Below are 19,972 nucleotides of genomic sequence, written 5' to 3' on the forward strand. Positions count from 1 at the left end.
CCTGCGATGGCCGCGACGCGGTCCTCAGCCAGGCAAAGGAGCAAACAGCGCCTCAATATCCCGCTGCTCCAGCTTCCAACCGGCACTGGCGCCCCCTTCCAACACACCATCAGCCAAGGCCGCCTTTTCCAACTGCAACGCCTGGATCTTCTCTTCCACCGTGCCCCGGGCAATCATCTTGTACACAAACACCGGCTTATCCTGGCCTATACGATAAGCCCGGTCGGTGGCCTGACTCTCCACTGCAGGGTTCCACCACGGATCGTAATGAATCACCGTATCGGCCGCCGTCAGGTTCAAGCCCGTACCGCCCGCTTTCAGGCTGATCAGGAATAATGGTGTCTTACCGTCCTGGAAGTTCTTCACTGGCGTACGTCGGTCAAGGGTGTCTCCCGTCAGGATCGAATACTCAAGCCCACGCTGCTTGAGCTCTTCTTCAATCAACGCCAGCATCGAGGTGAATTGCGAGAACAACAAAATCCGCCGCCCCTCGCTGAGTAACTCTTCCAGCATCTCCATCAGGCTGCCCAACTTGCCAGTGCCGGCCTTGACAGCTTTAGTCACCGGCGCAGATTTGACCAGGCGCAAGTCACAGCACACCTGGCGCAGTTTGAGCAGTGCTTCGAGAATGATGATTTGGCTACGGGCCACGCCATGCCGACTGATTTCGTCGCGCACCTTCTTGTCCATCGCCACGCGTACCGTTTCGTAGACATCCCGCTGTGCATCGCTCAGCTCGACCCAGTGGACGATTTCGGACTTGGGCGGTAATTCCGTCGCGACCTGCTCCTTTTTACGTCGCAACAGGAACGGTTTGATACGTGCGCTGAGGTGCTGCATACGCTGCGCATTACCGTGTTTCTCGATGGGCGTACGGTAATCACGATTAAAGGTTTTGCTGTCGCCCAACCAGCCCGGTAACAGGAAGTGGAACAGCGACCACAGCTCACCCAAGTGGTTTTCCAAAGGCGTACCGCTCAAGCATAAACGCTGACCGGCCTCCAACTGACGAGCAGCCTGGGCCGCTTTGCTGTTGGGGTTCTTGATGTTTTGCGCTTCGTCCAGGATCAGCACGCTCCAGCGCTGAGGCTGCAGGACTTCGAGGTCCCGCGGCAACAGTGCATAGGTGGTGAGTACCAGGTCGTAATCGGTCAAGCGCATGAAGTCAGCCTGACGCTGCGCACCGTGCAGTGCCAGGACTTTGAGCTGTGGCGTAAAACGCGCAGCTTCGTCCATCCAGTTCGGGATCAAGCTGGTGGGCATTACCGCCAGTGCAGGCGCCTGTAAACGGCCAGACTGCTTTTCGCAGAGCAAATGTGCGAGCGCCTGCAGGGTTTTGCCAAGCCCCATGTCGTCACCCAGGATCCCGCCGACTTCCAGCTCGCGCAGTGTTTGCATCCAGTTCAGCCCTTCGAGCTGATAGCCGCGCAGTTCCGCGTTCAGGCCCCGAGGAGCCGGCACATGAACGTGAATGGAGTCTTTAAGGCGCTTGGCGAAATCACGCAGTCGCTCGCCGCCCTGCCAGACCAAGGGTAGTGCATCCAGGTTACTGAGCCGCGCCGCATCCGGCGCACTCAGCCGCAGTGCATCGCCTTCCGGTGCACGCAGGTAGAGTTCGCCGAGGGTCGCCATCAGGGGTTTGATACGACCGTAGGGCAGCGCGACTTTGGTATGAGTGCGGGCGCCCAGACTGACCAACACGCGCTCCTGATCATCACGCTCGGCCATGTAGGCGGCGTCAAGCAGTTTGGGTTGACGACGCATCAAGTCTAATACGATTGGCAGCAGACTGTGACGCTCGCCGTTGACCTCAATGCCCAGCTCAAGGTCAAACCACTCGTGGCCGGGCGACTCTTCGATGTCCGCGTACCAGCCGTCTACAGCCTCCACATCGTAATAAAACCCCGGGTGGATGACGACGTCCCACCCTGCCTCACGCAAAACCGACAGCCCGCTCTCAACAAACGCCAGCCAGGCTTCATCATTGGGTAGATCGAACATCTCTCCTGCACTGGCAGGCAGCGCACGGGTTTTACGATTGACCGTTTTGAAGCCGATTTTTGTGAGCGTCTTGCGCAGGGCTTTTTCAGCCGCCGGCTTGCGTTGAATGCGCTGGGTTTCGGTGCTGTTGAGAAACAGGATGTCCTCAGTGCCCTTGCCGCTGACCTGGCTGGTGTTGTAACGGAAAGCCAAGGCAGCGCGGTGTTCCAGGGTGATCACCCGCCGATAGTCGGTCTGGCTGTACACGTAGGACTCGTCGCTTCCCAAGGTAAGGCACCCTTGAGGCTCCAACGTATCGACTACACGCTCGGTCAGCTTGCGCGGCGGCGGAATCACCTTGGACGCCGCGCTGATGCGATGACTGAATAACGCGACTTGATCAGCAGGAATCATCGGCAAGTTGCACAGATGCATGGCCAGATTCTCATCCAGCCCGTGCTCAACCACCCCGATTGCCATGTTATCGAGGTCAAGATAATGAAGCGGTTTGAGGGGCAACACGTCGTCCAACTCGAGCCCGTCACTGATCCAACTGGGAATGTAATTGCCATCGGGCATCACAGCCCAATCGAAACGAGCGGTGCGGGCCGGGCCAGGGTTAAGCGCCAGTCTTGGGCCCACCTCAAGAAACAGGCGCTGGGTTTTCAACGCCAATTGGAGAATTTCAGCCCCCATCTCGCCCGCCAGCTGAAAGCTGCTGCCATAACTCCCATAAGAGCGGCCCAACATCAGCAGTCGACCAATACGCGTATCCAGCTCATGCATATAACCAGGGGCGCGCCGCAATGTCTCATCCATCGAGTACAGCGGCCTGATATCGCTGTAGTCACCTTTTTTCGTCACGCGCGCCCGGTACACGTCCAATAACCAGCCACTGGAATAAACCTCGGGAGTGATCTGATACAGCAAACAGGTACCGGTATTCTTGGGCTGAACCTCACCCACCTGGGTGGGCTCAGGAATACTCTCAAGCCAGCTTTCGAGCTGCGGACTCAGACGGTCGGCCACCTGCTTTTTCGGTTCGTTCAGCTCGTCATACAGCGCGGTCAACGTAAACAAGGTTGCAGCGGCGTGCTTGCAATTGATCGCCACCGGGCAAGAACAGACGCACCTGAGGCCCGTCCAACGGGATGTTGCCCCCTCCAGGGTAATCGCCAGGCTATAGACATTCCGGCCAGACCCCTTGCACTGTGCAATCAGTCTGTCCTGTCCGAATTCTTTTATCTCAAGACGATTTTCGCCAGCATACTCAAAGCCACGCTCCAGCGAGCGAGGGTCAAAGTATTCCTGCCAATCCAACTCGACGATACGTGCAATCAGGTCATTCATGGAGCAGAACTCTACAGCGGTCAGCAACGAGATTTAAAGCAGGGCGACTCCTACAAGGCGGTAAGAGATAGCTACAGCCATATCCAGACGCTTCTTACACCAAGCTTCTTAACAGCACAGGCGCCGTTCACTCAATCAGCTGAGCGTCCCGCAACGCTGTGAGAGCCGTCAACCAGCGCGGATCCTGTTTGTAATCAGTCGACGCAACCGCCTGCCCACGCATACGCGCAATCCGCGCCGACGGCGTAACCTTCATCCGCTGCGCGGCGGTGAGTGCCAGCTCGGCAGCCGCGCGGTCATTGCACACCAGCCCCATGTCACAACCCGCCGTCAGCGCCGCCTCGATCCGACTCGCCGCATCGCCGACCACATGGGCGCCCGCCATGGACAGGTCATCACTGAAAATCACCCCGTCGAACTGCAACTCGCCGCGCAGGATGTCCTGCAACCAACGGCGTGAGAACCCGGCGGGCTGGCTGTCGACCTGCGGGTAGATCACATGCGCAGGCATTACTGCGGCCAATTGCTTGCTCAAGCGTGCGAAAGGCACCAGGTCATTGGCACGAATCTGTTCCAGGCTGCGTTCGTCATTGGGAATCGCGACGTGGGAATCGGCCTCGGCCCAACCGTGCCCGGGGAAGTGCTTGCCGGTGGCGGCCATGCCGGCGCTGTTCATGCCGCGAATAAAGGCACCGGCCAGTACGGCGGCGCGCTCGGGGTCGCCTTCGAAGGAGCGAGTGCCGACCACGGCGCTGCGTTGGTAATCCAGGTCCAGCACTGGGGCGAAACTCAGGTCGAGACCCACGGCCAGTACTTCGGTGGCCATGATCCAGCCGCACTGTTCTGCCAGGTATTCAGCGTTGGGGTTATCGGCCAGCGCGCGCATGGCTGGCAGGCGCACAAAGCCCTGGCGCAGGCGCTGTACGCGCCCGCCTTCCTGGTCGACCGCCAGCAGCAGGTCCGGGCGCACCGCACGGATCGCCGCACTCAGCTCGCGAACCTGGCGTGGATGCTCGATATTGCGCGCAAAAATAATCAGACCGCCCACTTCCGGTTGGCGCAACAGGTGACGATCCTCGGCCGTCAGCCAGGTACCGGCAACGTCGACCATCAAAGAACCTTGCAGGGCAGCAGTCATAAACCTTCCTTAAATAACGCACACAACCCGTCGGGCTGACCAGGCACGGTCAGCACGACGGGTTGCGGATAAATAGCTGAAATCGGCATGGCGGCTAGCTTAGCGGATGCTAGCGGCCACGCACACCCAGGGGCGATCAAACCTTGGCGGCGACCGGTGCAGTTTTGCTGCGTGGGCGCAATTGGGCGGCGGCCATGGTCGAGTCGGTGACGCCGGTCTCGGCGCGCATACCCGCAGCGAGGAACGGCACCATCAGGCGCATCACCTGTTCGATCGAGGTGTTCACGCCGAAATCGGTCTCGGCTATCGCTCGCAACGCCTTGATCCCGGACATGCTGAACGCCGCAGCGCCGAGCATGAAATGCACGCGTCAGAACAGTTCGATAGGCGGAATACGTGGGGCCGCCTCGTTGACCAGCAACATATAGCGGCGGAATACTTTGCCGTACATGTCTTCCAGGTAACGACGCAGGTGGCCTTGGCTCTGGCTGAACGCCAGGCCCAGCAGGCGCATGAAGATCGACAGGTCATTACCACTGCGAGGTTGCACGACCAACGCCTGCTCTACAAGAATTTCCAGCAGCTCTTCCAGGCTTGGCTTGTGATCAGCCTTGGCCTGGCGGCGCTCCAACTCACGGTCGAGGCTGGCACAGAATGGCCCCAGGAAGCGGGAAAACACCGCTTGGATCAGGGCTTTTTTCGAGCCGAAATGATAGTTCACGGCAGCGAGGTTGACCCCAGCCTTGCTGGTGATCAGCCGCAATGAGGTTTCAGCAAATCCTTTTTCCGCGAACAATTGCTCGGCAGCATCGAGAATGCGTTCAACGGTTTCCGACTGGGCCATGGCTACTCCGCCTGACAAACACTTGTTTGAAACATACGTTTCAGAGTGTGTCTTGTCAAGCCTGCGGGTTCGCTTTCCGGCCGGGCAGTCACCCCTTTCATCGCTATTTAATCACATCCCTTTCGCCGTGTAGGCAACACCCTATCTACGTTGTAGGAAGGGTGACGCATGACCGTCCAGCGGAGTCGCGCAAAAGGATGATTGCCAAGCGCAGTTCACTGTATATAATCCCAGTCACTGTATAAAAAGACAGAGCGATCAACATGCTAAAACTGACGCCACGCCAAGCCGAGATTCTGGCCTTCATCAAGCGCTGCCTCGATGATAACGGTTACCCGCCTACCCGTGCGGAGATTGCCCTGGAACTGGGGTTCAAGTCCCCGAATGCCGCGGAAGAACACCTCAAGGCGCTCGCTCGCAAAGGCGCGATCGAGATGACTCCAGGGGCTTCACGCGGTATCCGCATCCCTGGCTTTGAAGCCAAGGCCGACGAATCGACACTACCGATCATCGGCCGCGTCGCTGCCGGTGCGCCGATCCTGGCGCAGCAGCACGTCGAGGAATCCTGCAACATCAACCCGACCTTCTTCCATCCTCGCGCCGACTATCTGTTGCGTGTGCACGGCATGAGCATGAAGGACGTAGGCATCTTCGATGGCGACCTGCTCGCCGTGCATACCACCCGTGAAGCCCGCAATGGCCAGATCGTCGTCGCCCGTATCGGTGATGAGGTCACGGTCAAACGCTTCAAGCGTGAAGGCAGCAAGGTCTGGCTACTGGCCGAGAACCCTGAGTTCGCCCCGATTGAAGTCAACCTGAAAGATCAGGACCTGGTGATCGAAGGCTTGAGTGTCGGCGTCATTCGCCGCTAAAGGAGGCATCATGCAGCTCGTGCACACCCCACAACACACACAACTGTCGCTGTTCGAGGCCTTTATGGCCCAACCCCTTGCGCCTATCCTCAAGGAAACGGTCGAAGCCCCCTGGGGCGGTGAACCTGAGGCGTTCAGTGAATTGTCGTTGCGCGGTGCAGCCGAAAGCTGCCTGAACCTGCTGGCGCCAATTCTGCGCGAATTGAGCGAAGACCAGGACGCACGCTGGCTGACGCTGATCGCCCCGCCCGCCAGCCTGACCCAGGCCTGGCTGCGGGACGCCGGCCTCAACCGCGAGCGCATCCTGCTATTGCAGCCACGGGGAGCGCAGAGCGCCCAGCAGTTGACCTGTGAGGCCTTGCGTCTAGGCCGCAGTCATACGGTGGTGAGCTGGTTGAATCCGTTGAATGCGAGCGCCAAGCAGCAACTCATCAGTGCCGCACGTACGGGCGACGCTCAGAGTTTGAATATTCGTTTGGGATAAAACTACAGCTTGGCTTGCAGTGATCGGGCTTGGAAGCCCCTTCACCACAAGACTTCAGTGAAGTACCCGCGGGCCGTCGTCCTTCTCCGGCTCGCCTTCAGCCAGGCGACCTGCCATCTGCACGCCCACGCTCAACATGGCTTTAGCCACTTCCACGTGCTGGCCCTGCAGGAACACTTTGGCATCTTCGGAAAAATCCAGAATAACCAGAGAACCTTCGTCCTCAGCCCGGCGCAGTTCGATTCGGCCATCAGGCAGTTCAACAATTTCCAGAAAGGACGTTGGCATAAAAGTCTGTTCTCCACGAAAGGCCGAGATTATATCAGTCATCCACCCAGCCTCGCAGAGGAACCGGGCAGGTTTCTTTACGGCTTGATGAATGGTGCCCGGCGAGCGCCTACCTTCAGCACTCGTTCAACCCCTCACGGAAACGCAGCGCCATCTTTTTCAGCTTCTGGCGCCAGCCTTCCAACTCTTCGCGCCCCAAGGGCTTGGGCTCATCCTGTTCCAACGCCACGGCAACGATCAGCGGCTGGGTGACATCGCCCTTGGGCACATGGGGAATACGTGGTGGATGGAACATATCGGCATGGGCCTTGAGCAGCCGTGCCACCCAACTGTCAGGGCTCTGGGCCATTTCCACCAACTCGGCCAACTCAGGGATCGCCATCGAATCGAGCACTTCACGATTCATGATCATTTTTGCACGGGGGGCACCCGCCTGGGGCAAGCGATAGAACCCTGCAATTTCATGGCACAGCCCCAGCAACGCGCCATAGAGATGAAACAAGGCCGCTTCGCGCCCCGCCTGCACCAGCGCGATGGCATTCATCTCCTTCCCTTCCTCTGCACGGCCAAGGGCGTCCAGGGATAAACCCGCGAAGTAAATTTTCTGATTGGTACGGGTATAGAGTTCGTTGGCCATGACGGCAATCTCCACAACGAATAGGCGTGATGCTGGCTGAACAGTGTCACGGATCAGCCGAACGTACTGCAAGTGCAAATGTGGGAGGGGGCTTGCTCCCGATGGCGGTGGGTCAGTTACAGATGTATCAACTGACACTCCCTCATCGGGGGCAAGCCCCCTCCCACATTGGATCTTCAGCGCATCCGACGGATCAAGCGCCCTGGCGCTTGTCCTCGACCTTCCACTTGCCGCCGTCGTAGAACGCTTTCCAGCCGGTAGGCTTGCCGTCCACTTCGGTCTGCACGTACTGCTCCTTGGTCTTGCGGCTGTAGCGGATTACGGCTGGGCGACCATCCGGGTCCTTCTTCGGTGCTTCACACAGGAAGTGGTACTTCGGATCGATCTCGTCCTTGTGCGGCACGATCTCCATCACCAGCGGCGCACGGGTCTCGCGGTTTTTCGGGAACTGGCTGGCAGCCAGGAACAGCCCCGAAGCACCGTCACGCAGGATGTAGGTGTCGTTGACCTTTTCGCACTTGAGCTCCGGCATCTTCACCGGATCCATCTTCGGCGGCGCCGCATCACCGCTTTTGAGCAGTTTGCGCGTGTTCTTGCAGGTAGGATTGGTGCAGCCGAAGAACTTGCCGAAACGGCCGGTCTTGAGCTGCATCTCGCTGCCGCACTTATCGCATTCCAGGCTCGGACCTTCATAGCCTTTGATGCGGTAGGTGCCCTCTTCGATCTCGTAGCCATTGCAATCGGGGTTGTTACCGCAGATGTGCAACTTGTGCTTCTCGTCCAGCAGGTAGGCGTCCATCGCCGTGCTGCAGATCGGGCAGCGGTGCTTGCCACGCAGCACTAGCGACTCGGATTCACCCTCGTCATCAGCCGCGATTTCATCGCCCGGCACCAGGTTGACGGTCGCCTTGCAGCGCTCTTTGGGCGGCAGGCTGTAGCCTGAGCAACCGAGGAACACGCCCGTGGAGGCGGTACGAATCTGCATTGGTCGACCGCAGGTGGTGCACGGAATATCCGTCATCACCGGCTGGTTGGCGCGCATACCGCTCTCAGGGTTCTCGGCCACTTCGAGTTTTTTCTTGAAGTCGCCGTAGAACTCATCCAGCACGTTTTTCCAGTCGCGCTCGCCCTGGGCCACGTCATCGAGGTTCTCTTCCATACCGGCGGTGAAGCCGTAGTCCATCAGGTTGGAGAAGCTCTCGGACAGACGCTCGGTAACGATATCGCCCATCTTTTCCGAATAAAAACGACGGTTGTGCAGCGCGACGTAGCCACGGTCCTGGATGGTAGAAATGATCGCTGCATAGGTCGACGGGCGACCGATACCGCGCTTTTCCATCTCTTTCACCAGGCTGGCTTCGGAATAGCGCGCCGGCGGCTTGGTGAAGTGCTGGGACGGGTCGAGCTTGATCAGCTTCAACGTATCGCCCTGGGCCATGTCCGGCAGCACGTCGTCATCGCCAGGCTTGGCGATTTGCGGCATGACACGGGTGTAGCCGTCGAACTTGAGGATACGGCCCTTGGCGCGCAGCTCGAAGTCGCCAGCGCCCACACTGACAGTGGTAGACAGGTATTGCGCCGGCAGCATCTGGCAGGCCAGGAACTGGCGCCAGATCAGCTCGTAGAGGCGCTCAGCGTCACGCTCCATGCCGCTCAGCTTGGCGGGCGTGGTGTTGGCGTCGGAAGGACGAATCGCTTCGTGAGCCTCTTGTGCGCCTTCCTTGCTGCTGTAGACGTTCGGCTTCTCCGGCAGATAGGTCTTGCCGAATTCGCTTTCAATATACGTGCGCGCCATCGCCACCGCGTCTTGCGACAGGTTGGTGGAGTCGGTACGCATGTAGGTGATGTAACCGGCTTCATACAGACGCTGGGCCATCATCATGGTCTTCTTCACCCCGAAGCCCAGGCGGTTGCTCGCGGCCTGTTGCAGGGTAGAAGTGATAAACGGCGCCGACGGCTTGCTGCTGGTCGGTTTGTCTTCGCGCTTGACGATGCTGTAGCTGGAGGCCTTGAGCTTCTCCAGCGCGGCCATGGCCTGGGCTTCGTTCAGCGGCTTGAAGGCCTCGCCTTTCTCGCGGGCCACTTCAAAGCGCACGTTGGCGCCCTTGGCGGTGCCGAGATCGGCGTGCACTTCCCAATATTCTTCGGGGTTGAACGCACGAATCTCACGCTCACGCTCCACCACCAGCTTCACCGCAACCGATTGCACACGGCCGGCGGACAAACCACGGGCAATTTTCGCCCACAGCAGTGGCGAGACCATGTAGCCCACGACGCGGTCGAGGAAGCGACGGGCCTGCTGGGCGTTGACGCGGTCAATATCCAGCTCGCCCGGCTTGGAGAAGGCTTCCTGGATGGCTTTCTTGGTGATTTCGTTGAACACCACACGCTTGTAGCGGCTGTCATCACCGCCGATGGCTTCGCGCAGGTGCCAGGCAATGGCTTCCCCTTCGCGGTCCAAGTCCGTCGCGAGATAGATGGTGTCAGCATCCTTGGCGAGCCGGCGCAGCTCTTCGATGACCTTTTCCTTGCCCGGAAGGATTTCGTACTTGGCCTTCCAGCCATGGTCCGGGTCCACACCCATGCGCGAGACCAGCTGCTTGCGCGCTTTCTCTTTAGGGCTGAGCACCGGACCTTCGCCCGCGGCCGCCTTGCCGCGCTTGGCGGCAGGCTCCTTGCTGGCGCTAGCCGAACCGCTGGTGGGCAGGTCTCGGATATGGCCGATACTCGACTTCACCACGTACTCGTTGCCCAAGTACTTGTTGATGGTCTTGGCCTTAGCCGGGGATTCCACAATGACCAGCGATTTGCCCATGGATCGGAAAATTCCTGAATTCGAGAAGTGAAAGGCAGTTGGCGCCTGTCGCGGCAACGCTATATATAGTGGCAACAAGGTGAGGTCAAGCGCAGCATTCTGCGCGACCTGCCCTTATTGCCCTTTAAAAAGACTGGGTTCGGCCTGGACCAAAGCAAAGCGCGGGACCTGCTCGCCGTCAACTTCAACGGTCTGAAGGAACATGCTCAAGGGACGCACCCAAAAGCCGTATTCGCCATACAGTGCTTGGTAAAACACCACTTCTTCTTCGGTTTCGGAGTGCCGTGCCACGCTGAAAACGCGGTACTGCGGCCCCTTATAATGTTGGTAGAGCCCTGGTTCAACTTTCATGCTCTGCCCCTCGTACAAAATTTGTTGAAAAAAAATATTAAAAAGTTCCAAAAAACAAAAACCGGGGCACTTGGCCCCGGCTTCCGTCAACCGAACGTTTAGACGCGTTCGAAGACGGTGGAGATGCCTTGGCCGAGACCAATGCACATGGTAGCAACCCCGAGGTTGCCGCCATTTTGCTTCATCACGTTAAGCAAAGTGCCGGAGATACGTGCACCGGAGCAACCGAATGGGTGGCCCAGGGCAATCGCACCGCCGTGCAGGTTAACCTTCTCGTTCATCTTGTCGAGTACTTTCAAATCTTTCAGCACTGGCAGGGCCTGTGCGGCGAAAGCTTCGTTGAGCTCGAAGAAGTCGATATCGGAGATGGAAAGGCCCGCGCGCTTCAAGGCTTTTTGTGTGGCCGGTACTGGACCATAGCCCATGATCGCCGGGTCCACACCTGCTACCGCCATCGAACGGATCACGGCCAGCGGCTGGATACCCAGGTCCTGGGCACGCTGCGCCGACATCACGATCATGCACGAAGCACCGTCGGTGATCTGCGACGACGTACCGGCTGTCACGGTGCCGCCCTTTGGATTGAACGCAGGCTTCAACGCCGCGAGGCTTTCCAGGGTGGTGTCCGGACGAATGGTTTCGTCGTAGTCGAACAGTTTCAGGAAACCGTTCTCGTCGTAGCCGTTCATCGGGATGATCTCATCCTTGAACTTGCCTTCCACGGTCGCCTTGTGGGCGAGCTGGTGGGAACGCAGGCCGAACGCGTCCTGGGCTTCGCGAGTGATGCCGTGCATCTTGCCGAGCATTTCTGCGGTCAGACCCATCATGCCCGAGGCTTTTGCCGCGTACAGCGACATGTGCGGGTTGGGATCGACGCCGTGCATCATGCTGACGTGGCCCATGTGCTCCACGCCGCCGACCACGAATACATCACCGTTGCCGGTCATGATCGCTTGCGCAGCGGTGTGTAGCGCGCTCATCGACGAGCCACACAGGCGGCTGACGGTCTGGCCGGCTGCGGTGTGCGGGATCTGAGTCATCAACGACGCCATGCGCGCGATGTTCCAGCCCTGCTCCAGGGTCTGGTTGACGCAGCCCCAGATCACGTCTTCGACTTCGTTCGGGTCAACCTTGACGTTACGTTCCAGCAGCTTGCTGATCAGGTGCGCCGACATGTCTTCAGCGCGGGTGTTGCGGTGCATGCCGCCCTTGGAGCGGCCCATCGGAGTACGACCGAAGTCGACAATCACGACGTCTCTTGGATTCAAGCTCATAAATATTCTCGCTCTAGTCGATTGGGCGCTTAACCGAAGAAGCTCTGGCCATTCTTGGCCATTTCACGCAGCTTCGCGGTCGGGTGGTACAGCGGGCCCAAATCAGCGTATTTGTCAGCCAGGGCAACGAACTCGGCCACACCGATCGAATCGATGTAGCGCAGTGCACCACCACGGAATGGAGGGAAACCAATACCGTACACCAGGCCCATATCGGCTTCGGCGGCGGTTTCGACGATGCCGTCTTCCAGGCAACGTACGGTTTCCAGGCACAGGGCGATCATCATCCAGTTGATGATGTCCTCGTCCGACACCTCACGCTGTTCGTAGATGACCGGAGCGAGCACTTCGTGCACCGACGGATCGGCGACTTTCTTCTGCTTGCCCTTCTTGTCGGCCTCGTAGGCGTAGAAGCCCTTGCCGTTCTTCTGGCCCAGGCGCTTGGCCTCGTACAGCGCGTCGATCGCCGAGCGGCGGTCGTCTTTCATGCGGTCCGGGAAGCCCTCAGCCATCACGTCGCGGCCGTGGTGGCCGGTGTCGATACCGACCACGTCCATCAGGTACGCAGGGCCCATGGGCCAGCCGAATTTCTCCATGACCTTGTCGATGCGCACGAAGTCCACACCGGCACTGACCAACTTGGCGAAACCGCCGAAGTAGGGGAACAGCACGCGGTTGACCAAAAAGCCCGGGCAGTCGTTGACCACGATCGGGTTCTTGCCCATTTTCTTGGCGTAGGCAACGGTGGTGGCAACGGCCAGCTCGCTGGACTTCTCGCCACGGATCACTTCCACCAGCGGCATCATGTGCACCGGGTTGAAGAAGTGCATGCCGACGAAGTTTTCCGGACGCTTGAGGGCCTTGGCCAGCAGCGAAATGGAAATTGTCGAGGTGTTGGAGGCCAGGATGGTGTCATCTTTGACCTGAGCTTCCACTTCAGCCAATACCGCCTGCTTGACCTTCGGGTTCTCGACAACCGCTTCGACCACCAGGTCGACGTGGCCGAAATCGCCGTAGGACAGCGTAGGACGAATGCCATTGAGCACTTCGGCCATTTTTGCAGCGGTCATACGACCTTTATCAACGCGGCCCACCAGCAGCTTGGCGGCTTCGGCCAGGCCCTGCTCGATACCGTGCTCGTTGATGTCTTTCATCAGGATCGGCGTGCCTTTGGACGCCGACTGATAGGCGATACCGCCGCCCATGATACCGGCGCCGAGTACGGCAGCCTGTTTCACGTCCTTGGCAATTTCGTCGTAGGCCTTGGCCTTTTTCTTCAGTTCCTGATCGTTCAGGAACAGGCCGATCAGGCTCTGGGCCGCCGAGGTTTTCGCCAGTTTGACGAAGCCTGCCGCTTCCACTTCCAGGGCTTTGTCACGACCGAAGTTCGCGGCCTTCTGGATGGTCTTGATCGCTTCAACCGGGGCCGGGTAGTTCGGACCGGCCTGGCCTGCCACGAAACCTTTGGCGGTTTCGAACGACATCATCTGTTCGATAGCGTTGAGCTTGAGTTTTTCCAGCTTCGGCTGACGCTTGGCCTTGTAGTCAAATTCGCCGCTGATGGCGCCCTTGATCAGGTTCAGCGCGGCTTCGGCCAGTTTGTCCGGAGCCACCACTGCGTCGACGGCACCGACCTTCAGTGCGTCCTCGGCCTTGTTTTCCTTACCGGCGGCGATCCATTCGATCGCATTGTCGGCACCGATCAGGCGCGGCAGGCGCACGGTACCGCCGAAGCCCGGGTAGATGCCCAGTTTGACTTCCGGCAGGCCGATCTTGGCGGTCGCGGACATGACACGGAAATCCGCTGCCAGGCACATTTCCAGGCCGCCACCCAACGCAATGCCATTGATCGCGGCAACGGTCGGCACGTTGAGGTCTTCGAAATCGCTGAAGATCTTGTTGGCTTCGAGGTTGCCAGCCACCAGCTCGGCATCGGGCAGCTTGAAGTTGTCGACGAATTCGGTGATGTCAGCGCCGACGATAAACACGTCCTTGCCGCTGGAGACGATCACGCCCTTGACCGAAGCATCTGCTTTGATGGTGTCTACGGCCTGACGCAGTTCGTTCAGGGTTAGACGGTTGAACTTGTTGACGGACTCACCCTTGAGGTCGAATTTCAATTCGACGATGCCACTTTCAAGAGCCTTAACCGTGATGGCTTTACCTTCGTAAATCATCAACTGATCTCCACGATATGGAAGCTGAACAGTACACACCGGACGCTGGCCTCTGGTTTGACGTTGACAGTCGCATCAATGCTCAAACCCATCCGCCAGGCACACCCGCCAGTGCGATAGTCGGGGTTATGTCTGAGCTGCCTGTAGGACAAACGCTCAATTCATACGCCCGTTTGATTTGGGTACGCCACCTTCATCCAATTCCGGGCAATTGTCAATCGCTCCAAAGGCTAGGTAAAACGCGACTTTCCAGTCATTTCAGAACCAGGCCCACAGGCAGGCAACCCGTCAATATTCAAATATTCACAAGATCAATAATAGAAAAGATGTGGGAAGCGGCTGTACAGAAAGGGATATACGGCTAGGCTAGCGGGAACTTGCAGATTTACCGGCCTGCCTGGCCACCTCCAGCCCGATGATGAAGTCGGGCTTTTTATTGCCCGATCTCTGTAGGAGTGTCAGGCCAAGGCCCTGAGCAACGCATCAATATCCTTCAACACACTCATGTCGCCCTTCTCGCCCCAGTACAAGGCGATCATCTGCTTGTCGGCCTCGACCTTGTAGACGTTCGCCGGCAGCGTCGCAAAATACGGCAACAACTTTTCATCCACACACTCTTCGCGCCATTGATTGACCCACACACCCGGCTCCAACTGCCAGTAACTCCAGATGGCCGGCGTGCTCCCACGCCGCGGTCGACAGTACTGCGCACAAGGGCTCGGCGGCTCTTGCTTGAGCCAGTGCGGCCATTCCTGGGGCGCCAACTGCATGGCCAGGCCGATGCGGCGTGCCTCCATGCGCAGGGCCATGCGCCCGCTCTGCCCACGCGACGGGCGCAGCCAGGCCAGGGGGCTTAAAACCACCGCAAGGATTGACACCACTATCCACACCGTCATATGTGTACTCCCGAATTTCTAGATGAGCGGATTTGACCTGACGCAACCCCATCCGCTTGAAAGCAGCCATACTGAACTTATTGCAGTCCCTTGGAGGAACGCCTCATGCCCTACAAACATATTCTGGTCGCTGTCGATCTGACCGAAGAGTGCGATCCGGTGATCAAGCGCGCGCAGGAATCCGCATTGGCCAATGGCGCCATACTGTCGCTGGTGCATATCGTCGAGCCCATGGCCATGGCCTTTGGCGGTGACGTACCGATGGACCTTTCCCAGTTGCAGCAACAACAATTCGACCAGGCCAAGGAGCGCCTGGACCGCTTGATTCTCAAATACCCGCACCTGAAAAAGGAAGACTGCCACCTGACATACGGCCAACCGCGTCAGGAAATCCACCACTTGGCCAAGGAAAAGGCCTGTGACCTGATCGTGGTCGGCAGCCACGGCCGTCATGGCCTGGCACTGTTGCTGGGCTCCACCGCCAATGATGTATTGCACGGCGCGCCTTGCGATGTACTGGCCGTCAAACTGGCAAAGAGTTCGTAAGACCGATGAAGGTCTAATGTGGGAGCTGGCTTGCCTGCGATAGCTGTGTGTCAGTCGCCAGGTGTATCAACTGACAGACTGCTATCGCAGGCAAGCCAGCTCCCACATTCTTAACTGTATTTCATATGAAAAAGCCCGGCGCTCATAGAAGAGTGCCGGGCTTTTTTATTGCGGTGCAATCACTCAGGCATCCAGCTCGGCCCAACGCTCAACCAACGCTTCCAGCTCCTGGTTCAACGTCTCCAGGGAAGCGATGACCGCAGCGGTTTCTGCAGCCGGGCGCAGGTAGAAACCGGCGTCAGCCATTTGCGCTTCTACCGCGGCAATCTGCTGTTCCTTGGCGTCGATCTCACCCGGCAAGGCTTCCAGCTCACGCTGCAGCTTGTAGCTGAGCTTCTTCTTGGCCGCGGGTGCAGCTTCCTGGGCCGGTGCAGCCTCTTGCACAGGAGTCACCACCGCCGAGGTCAGGTCGGCCTTGCCGGACTTGCTCTCGGTCACGCCCAGCAGACGTGGCGAACCACCCTGACGCAGCCAGTCCTGGTAACCACCGACGTATTCGCGCACCTTGCCTTCACCTTCGAAGACCAGAGTGCTGGTGACCACGTTGTCGAGGAATTCCCGGTCGTGGCTGACCATCAGCACAGTGCCGTTGAACGTCAGCAGCACTTCTTCGAGCAACTCAAGGGTTTCCACATCCAAGTCGTTGGTCGGTTCGTCGAGCACCAGCAGGTTGGCCGGTTTGCTGAACAGCTTGGCCAGCAGCAAACGCGCGCGCTCACCACCAGACAGAGCCTTGACCGGCGTACGCGCACGTTGCGGGCTGAACAGGAAGTCGCCCAGGTAGCTGAGTACGTGGCGGCTCTGGCCGTCGATGTCGATAAAGTCGCGACCTTCGGCGACGTTGTCGATCACGGTCTTTTCCAGGTCCAACTGGTGGCGCAACTGGTCAAAGTAGGCCACGTCGATGCGTGTGCCCTCTTCCACCTTGCCGCTGGTCGGCTGCAGACCGCTGAGCATCAGCTTGAGCAAGGTGGTCTTGCCGGTGCCGTTGGCGCCCAGCAGGCCGATACGGTCGCCGCGTTGCAGGACCATGGAGAAGTCCTTGATCAGGAACGGGCCGTCCGGGTGATGGAAGCTGACATTCTCCAGCACCATTACCTGCTTGCCCGACTTGTCGGCGGTGTCCAGCTGGATATTGGCCTTGCCGGTACGCTCGCGGCGCTCACTGCGCTCCACGCGCAAGGCTTTCAAGGCACGCACGCGGCCTTCGTTACGGGTGCGACGGGCCTTGATGCCCTGGCGGATCCAGACTTCTTCCTGGGCCAGCTTTTTGTCAAACAGCGCGTTGGCGGTTTCTTCGGCAGCCAGGGCGGCTTCCTTGTGCACCAGGAAGCTGGCGTAGTCGCCGTTCCAGTCGATCAGGCCGCCACGGTCCAGTTCGAGGATGCGCGTGGCCAGGCTCTGCAGGAAAGCACGGTCGTGCGTGATAAACAGCACGGCGCCCTGGAAGTCCTTGATGGCTTCTTCAAGCCAGGCGATGGCGCCGATGTCCAGGTGGTTGGTCGGTTCGTCGAGCAACAGCAGGTCCGGCTCGGACACCAGGGCCTGGGCCAGCAGCACACGGCGACGCCAGCCCCCGGACAATTCGGCGAGGGTCTTGTCGGCCGGCAGTTGCAGGCGGCTCAGGGTGCTGTCCACCAGTTGCTGCAAGCGCCAGCCATCACGGGCTTCGAGGTCTTGCTGGACGTGCATCAGCTTGTCCAGGTCCTCCTCGGTGACGCAGTTCTGCGCCAGGTGATGGTATTGCGCGAGCAACTCGCCGACGCCGTCCAGGCCTTCGGCAACCACGTCGAACACTGTCCGTCCGTCGGCCACCGGCAATTCCTGCGGCAATTCGCCGATCTTGAGGCCCGGGGCACGCCAGACAGAGCCGTCATCAGGCTTCTGGTCGCCTTTTACCAGCTTCATCATGCTGGACTTGCCGGTGCCGTTGCGGCCGATGATGCACACCCGCTCACCACGGGCGATCTGCCAGGACACCTTGTCCAACAACGGCATGGCGCCGAAAGCAAGGGACACATCGCTGAATTTGAGCAGGGTCATACGCTTCTCCAAAAACTGGGCGCGCATTCTACCTGACTTGAGGGTGGGATGCGGTCGGCATTTTCTCTATTGACACGTTCTGTAGGACATTTCCGGCGAACTTGAACGAACCAGACGGCAAAGCTTTCGCGGGCCGCTGGCAAAAGGCTAAGCTAGGGGCAATCAGTGTCGGCAGTGCCGGTGCTAGTCGTGATTTCTCTGCACGGACGTCTCATGCGCAGTCGCCTTTTCAACTTTTTATCTTGTCTGCTTCTTTCCGCCACTGCCGTTCAAACCGCCCAGGCGGTGGACCTCACCACCCAACGTCAGTATTACGATCAAGCCAAACGCGCCCTGGCCAAGGGCGACAGCGGCCCGTACATGCAATACAGCCAGGCCCTGGCCGACTACCCGCTCACGCCGTACCTGGCGTATGACGAGCTGACTGCACGCCTGAAAACCGCGAGCAACGAGGAAATCGAACAGTTCCTCGCCAAACACGGCGACCTGCCCCAGGCCAACTGGATGAAACTGCGTTGGCTGCGTTGGCTGGCCGAGCGTGGCGATTGGCAGACCTTTGAAAAGTACTACGACACCAAGCTCAATTTCGTCGAGCTGGACTGCCTGCATGGCCAGTACCAGCTCAGCCACAATCTGAAGGCTGAAGGCTACAAGACCGCCGAAAAATTGTGGATGACCGGCAAATCCCAGCCCGCCGCCTGTGACGCCACCTTCGGCCAATGGGCCGCTGCCGGCCAACTGACCGAACAGAAGATTTGGGACCGCACCAAGCTCGCCGCCGAAGCCCGCAATTACGCGCTGGCCAACAGCCTGGTGAAGACCCTGCCAACCCTAGGCGTCCAAGGCCGCCTGATGGTGGATGTGGCGCAAAAGCCTGACATGCTCAGCGATCCGTCACGCTTCCTGCCGGCCACCGAGGCGATGTCTGACGCCGTCGGCCTGGGCCTGCGCCGCCTGGCCCGCCAGGATCCGGACAAGGCCATGGCCCTGCTCGACGGCTACGCCAGCAGCATGCACTTCTCCCGTGACGAAAAGGTGTCGATTGCCCGCGAGATTGGCCTGACCCTGGCCAAGCGCTTCGACCCACGTGCGCTGGACGTGATGACCAAGTACGACCCGGAACTGCGCGACAACACCGTGTCCGAATGGCGCCTGCGCCTGCTGTTGCGCCTGGCACGCTGGGAAGATGCCTACCAGTTGACCCGCAAACTCCCACAAGACCTGGCCACCACTAACCGCTGGCGCTACTGGCAGGCGCGCAGCCTGGAGCTGGCCGAACCGAAAAACCCGCAGGCCCTGGTGCTGTACAAAAACGTGGCCAAGGAACGGGACTTCTACGGTTTCCTTGCTGCTGACCGTTCCAAATCCCCTTACCAGTTGAACAACAAACCGCTGGTGATGAGCCAGGCGTTGGTCAACAAGGTGCGCAATACTCCTGGGGTGCGCCGTGCGCTGGAGTTCTACGCCCGTGGCCAGATCGTGGACGGTCGCCGCGAGTGGTACCACGTCAGCCGGCACTTCAACCGTGACGAAATGGTCGCCCAGGCCAAGTTGGCCTACGACATGAAGTGGTACTTCCCGGCGATCCGTACCATCAGCCAGGCGCAGTACTGGGACGACCTGGACATCCGCTTCCCGATGGCGCACCGCGACACTCTGGTGCGCGAAGCCAAGGTGCGCGGCCTGCATTCAAGCTGGATATTTGCCATCACGCGTCAGGAAAGCGCGTTTATGGACGACGCCCGCTCCGGCGTGGGCGCCAGCGGCTTGATGCAACTGATGCCCGGCACCGCCAAGGAAACCGCACGCAAATTCAGCATCCCCCTGGCCTCCCCGGCCCAGGTGCTGGACCCGGATAAAAATATCCAGCTCGGCGCCGCCTACCTGAGCCAGGTGCACAGCCAGTTCAACGGCAACCGTGTGCTCGCTTCCGCCGCCTACAACGCCGGCCCCGGCCGCGTGCGCCAATGGCTGCGCGGTGCAGACCACCTGAGCTTCGATGTGTGGGTTGAAAGCATCCCGTTCGACGAAACCCGCCAGTATGTGCAGAACGTGCTGTCTTATTCGGTGATCTACGGGCAGAAGCTCAATTCGCCGCAGCCGCTGGTGGATTGGCATGAGCGGTACTTCGACGACCAGTAAGGCACTGAACCTGCTTCCAATGTGGGAGGGGGCTTGCTCCCGATAGCGGTGGGTCAGCAACAAAACTGCTGATTG

The 19,972-nt window shown here is 59.3% G+C and carries 14 protein-coding genes and 1 pseudogene; 4 read left to right on the forward strand and 11 right to left on the reverse strand.

Annotation, left to right across the window (positions count from 1 at the left end; genetic code table 11):
• Positions 1-24 precede the first annotated feature (24 nt).
• The 3 genes and pseudogenes from E4P01_RS15785 to E4P01_RS15795 all read right to left on the reverse strand — a co-directional run bounded on the left by E4P01_RS15785 (position 25) and on the right by E4P01_RS15795 (position 5,312).
• Positions 25-3,330 (reverse strand): DEAD/DEAH box helicase, encoded by a 3,306-nt coding sequence (locus E4P01_RS15785; protein ID WP_216090908.1) that lies wholly within the window; start codon positions 3,328-3,330, stop codon positions 25-27.
• A gap of 127 nt (positions 3,331-3,457) precedes the next feature.
• Entirely contained in the window at positions 3,458-4,468 is a 1,011-nt protein-coding gene (nagZ, locus tag E4P01_RS15790) for a beta-N-acetylhexosaminidase (RefSeq protein ID WP_046071498.1), read from the reverse strand.
• 136 nt (positions 4,469-4,604) lie between these two features.
• Positions 4,605-5,312 (reverse strand): annotated as a pseudogene (locus E4P01_RS15795) (TetR family transcriptional regulator).
• Between the two features lie 263 nt (positions 5,313-5,575).
• Here E4P01_RS15795 and lexA point away from each other — a divergent pair.
• Both lexA and sulA read left to right on the forward strand, forming a co-directional pair.
• Positions 5,576-6,184 carry a transcriptional repressor LexA gene (gene lexA, locus E4P01_RS15800; RefSeq protein ID WP_003172575.1) on the forward strand — a complete coding sequence of 203 codons (609 nt, stop codon included), beginning with the start codon at positions 5,576-5,578 and terminating at the stop codon, positions 6,182-6,184.
• Between the two features lie 10 nt (positions 6,185-6,194).
• On the forward strand, positions 6,195-6,668 hold the full coding sequence (gene sulA, locus E4P01_RS15805) for an SOS-induced cell division inhibitor SulA (RefSeq protein ID WP_005786162.1): 474 nt from the start codon (positions 6,195-6,197) through the stop codon (positions 6,666-6,668).
• A 54-nt stretch (positions 6,669-6,722) separates the two neighbouring features.
• Here the strand turns inward: sulA and E4P01_RS15810 are convergent, their stop codons facing one another.
• The 7 genes from E4P01_RS15810 to E4P01_RS15840 all read right to left on the reverse strand — a co-directional run bounded on the left by E4P01_RS15810 (position 6,723) and on the right by E4P01_RS15840 (position 15,106).
• Positions 6,723-6,956 (reverse strand): hypothetical protein, encoded by a 234-nt coding sequence (locus tag E4P01_RS15810; protein WP_005786160.1) that lies wholly within the window; start codon positions 6,954-6,956, stop codon positions 6,723-6,725.
• A 115-nt stretch (positions 6,957-7,071) separates the two neighbouring features.
• Positions 7,072-7,593 (reverse strand): DUF6586 family protein, encoded by a 522-nt coding sequence (locus tag E4P01_RS15815; protein ID WP_248130096.1) that lies wholly within the window; start codon positions 7,591-7,593, stop codon positions 7,072-7,074.
• A gap of 193 nt (positions 7,594-7,786) precedes the next feature.
• Positions 7,787-10,408 (reverse strand): type I DNA topoisomerase, encoded by a 2,622-nt coding sequence (gene topA / locus E4P01_RS15820; protein WP_005786156.1) that lies wholly within the window; start codon positions 10,406-10,408, stop codon positions 7,787-7,789.
• Between the two features lie 114 nt (positions 10,409-10,522).
• Complete coding sequence (locus tag E4P01_RS15825) at positions 10,523-10,759, reverse strand: DUF1653 domain-containing protein (protein ID WP_046071494.1); 237 nt, start codon at positions 10,757-10,759, stop codon at positions 10,523-10,525.
• A 98-nt stretch (positions 10,760-10,857) separates the two neighbouring features.
• A complete protein-coding gene (gene fadA / locus E4P01_RS15830; protein ID WP_005786153.1) occupies positions 10,858-12,033 on the reverse strand; it encodes an acetyl-CoA C-acyltransferase FadA in 1,176 nt (391 codons plus the stop codon).
• 29 nt (positions 12,034-12,062) lie between these two features.
• On the reverse strand, positions 12,063-14,210 hold the full coding sequence (fadB, locus tag E4P01_RS15835; protein ID WP_005786151.1) for a fatty acid oxidation complex subunit alpha FadB: 2,148 nt from the start codon (positions 14,208-14,210) through the stop codon (positions 12,063-12,065).
• A 458-nt stretch (positions 14,211-14,668) separates the two neighbouring features.
• Entirely contained in the window at positions 14,669-15,106 is a 438-nt protein-coding gene (locus tag E4P01_RS15840) for a hypothetical protein (protein WP_032877219.1), read from the reverse strand.
• A gap of 105 nt (positions 15,107-15,211) precedes the next feature.
• On the opposite strand from E4P01_RS15840, the gene E4P01_RS15845 reads away from it, so the two are divergent.
• Complete coding sequence (locus E4P01_RS15845) at positions 15,212-15,652, forward strand: universal stress protein (RefSeq protein WP_005786147.1); 441 nt, start codon at positions 15,212-15,214, stop codon at positions 15,650-15,652.
• Positions 15,653-15,835: 183 nt separating this feature from the next.
• On the opposite strand, the gene E4P01_RS15850 is transcribed toward E4P01_RS15845, so the two are convergent.
• Positions 15,836-17,755 carry an ATP-binding cassette domain-containing protein gene (locus tag E4P01_RS15850; RefSeq protein ID WP_005786146.1) on the reverse strand — a complete coding sequence of 640 codons (1,920 nt, stop codon included), beginning with the start codon at positions 17,753-17,755 and terminating at the stop codon, positions 15,836-15,838.
• 213 nt (positions 17,756-17,968) lie between these two features.
• Here E4P01_RS15850 and E4P01_RS15855 point away from each other — a divergent pair, with 213 nt between their 5' ends.
• Positions 17,969-19,897 carry a transglycosylase SLT domain-containing protein gene (locus tag E4P01_RS15855; protein WP_005786144.1) on the forward strand — a complete coding sequence of 643 codons (1,929 nt, stop codon included), beginning with the start codon at positions 17,969-17,971 and terminating at the stop codon, positions 19,895-19,897.
• Positions 19,898-19,972 lie beyond the last annotated feature (75 nt).

The organism is Pseudomonas sp. NCIMB 10586, from assembly GCF_023127895.1.
Taxonomy (GTDB): Bacteria; Pseudomonadota; Gammaproteobacteria; order Pseudomonadales; family Pseudomonadaceae; genus Aquipseudomonas; species Aquipseudomonas synxantha_A.

What these genes read in the sequence shown, in the direction of transcription:
- E4P01_RS15810 (WP_005786160.1), bottom strand. Translation starts at nt 6,956, where the DNA reads ATGCCAACGTCCTTTCTGGAAATTGTTGAACTGCCTGATGGCCGAATC.
- E4P01_RS15845 (WP_005786147.1), top strand. Translation starts at nt 15,212, where the DNA reads ATGCCCTACAAACATATTCTGGTCGCTGTCGATCTGACCGAAGAGTGC.
- E4P01_RS15815 (WP_248130096.1), bottom strand. Translation starts at nt 7,593, where the DNA reads ATGGCCAACGAACTCTATACCCGTACCAATCAGAAAATTTACTTCGCG.
- E4P01_RS15785 (WP_216090908.1), bottom strand. Translation starts at nt 3,330, where the DNA reads ATGAATGACCTGATTGCACGTATCGTCGAGTTGGATTGGCAGGAATAC.
- fadA (WP_005786153.1), bottom strand. Translation starts at nt 12,033, where the DNA reads ATGAGCTTGAATCCAAGAGACGTCGTGATTGTCGACTTCGGTCGTACT.
- E4P01_RS15840 (WP_032877219.1), bottom strand. Translation starts at nt 15,106, where the DNA reads ATGACGGTGTGGATAGTGGTGTCAATCCTTGCGGTGGTTTTAAGCCCC.
- lexA (WP_003172575.1), top strand. Translation starts at nt 5,576, where the DNA reads ATGCTAAAACTGACGCCACGCCAAGCCGAGATTCTGGCCTTCATCAAG.
- fadB (WP_005786151.1), bottom strand. Translation starts at nt 14,210, where the DNA reads ATGATTTACGAAGGTAAAGCCATCACGGTTAAGGCTCTTGAAAGTGGC.
- E4P01_RS15825 (WP_046071494.1), bottom strand. Translation starts at nt 10,759, where the DNA reads ATGAAAGTTGAACCAGGGCTCTACCAACATTATAAGGGGCCGCAGTAC.
- E4P01_RS15855 (WP_005786144.1), top strand. Translation starts at nt 17,969, where the DNA reads ATGCGCAGTCGCCTTTTCAACTTTTTATCTTGTCTGCTTCTTTCCGCC.
- sulA (WP_005786162.1), top strand. Translation starts at nt 6,195, where the DNA reads ATGCAGCTCGTGCACACCCCACAACACACACAACTGTCGCTGTTCGAG.
- nagZ (WP_046071498.1), bottom strand. Translation starts at nt 4,468, where the DNA reads ATGACTGCTGCCCTGCAAGGTTCTTTGATGGTCGACGTTGCCGGTACC.
- E4P01_RS15850 (WP_005786146.1), bottom strand. Translation starts at nt 17,755, where the DNA reads ATGACCCTGCTCAAATTCAGCGATGTGTCCCTTGCTTTCGGCGCCATG.
- topA (WP_005786156.1), bottom strand. Translation starts at nt 10,408, where the DNA reads ATGGGCAAATCGCTGGTCATTGTGGAATCCCCGGCTAAGGCCAAGACC.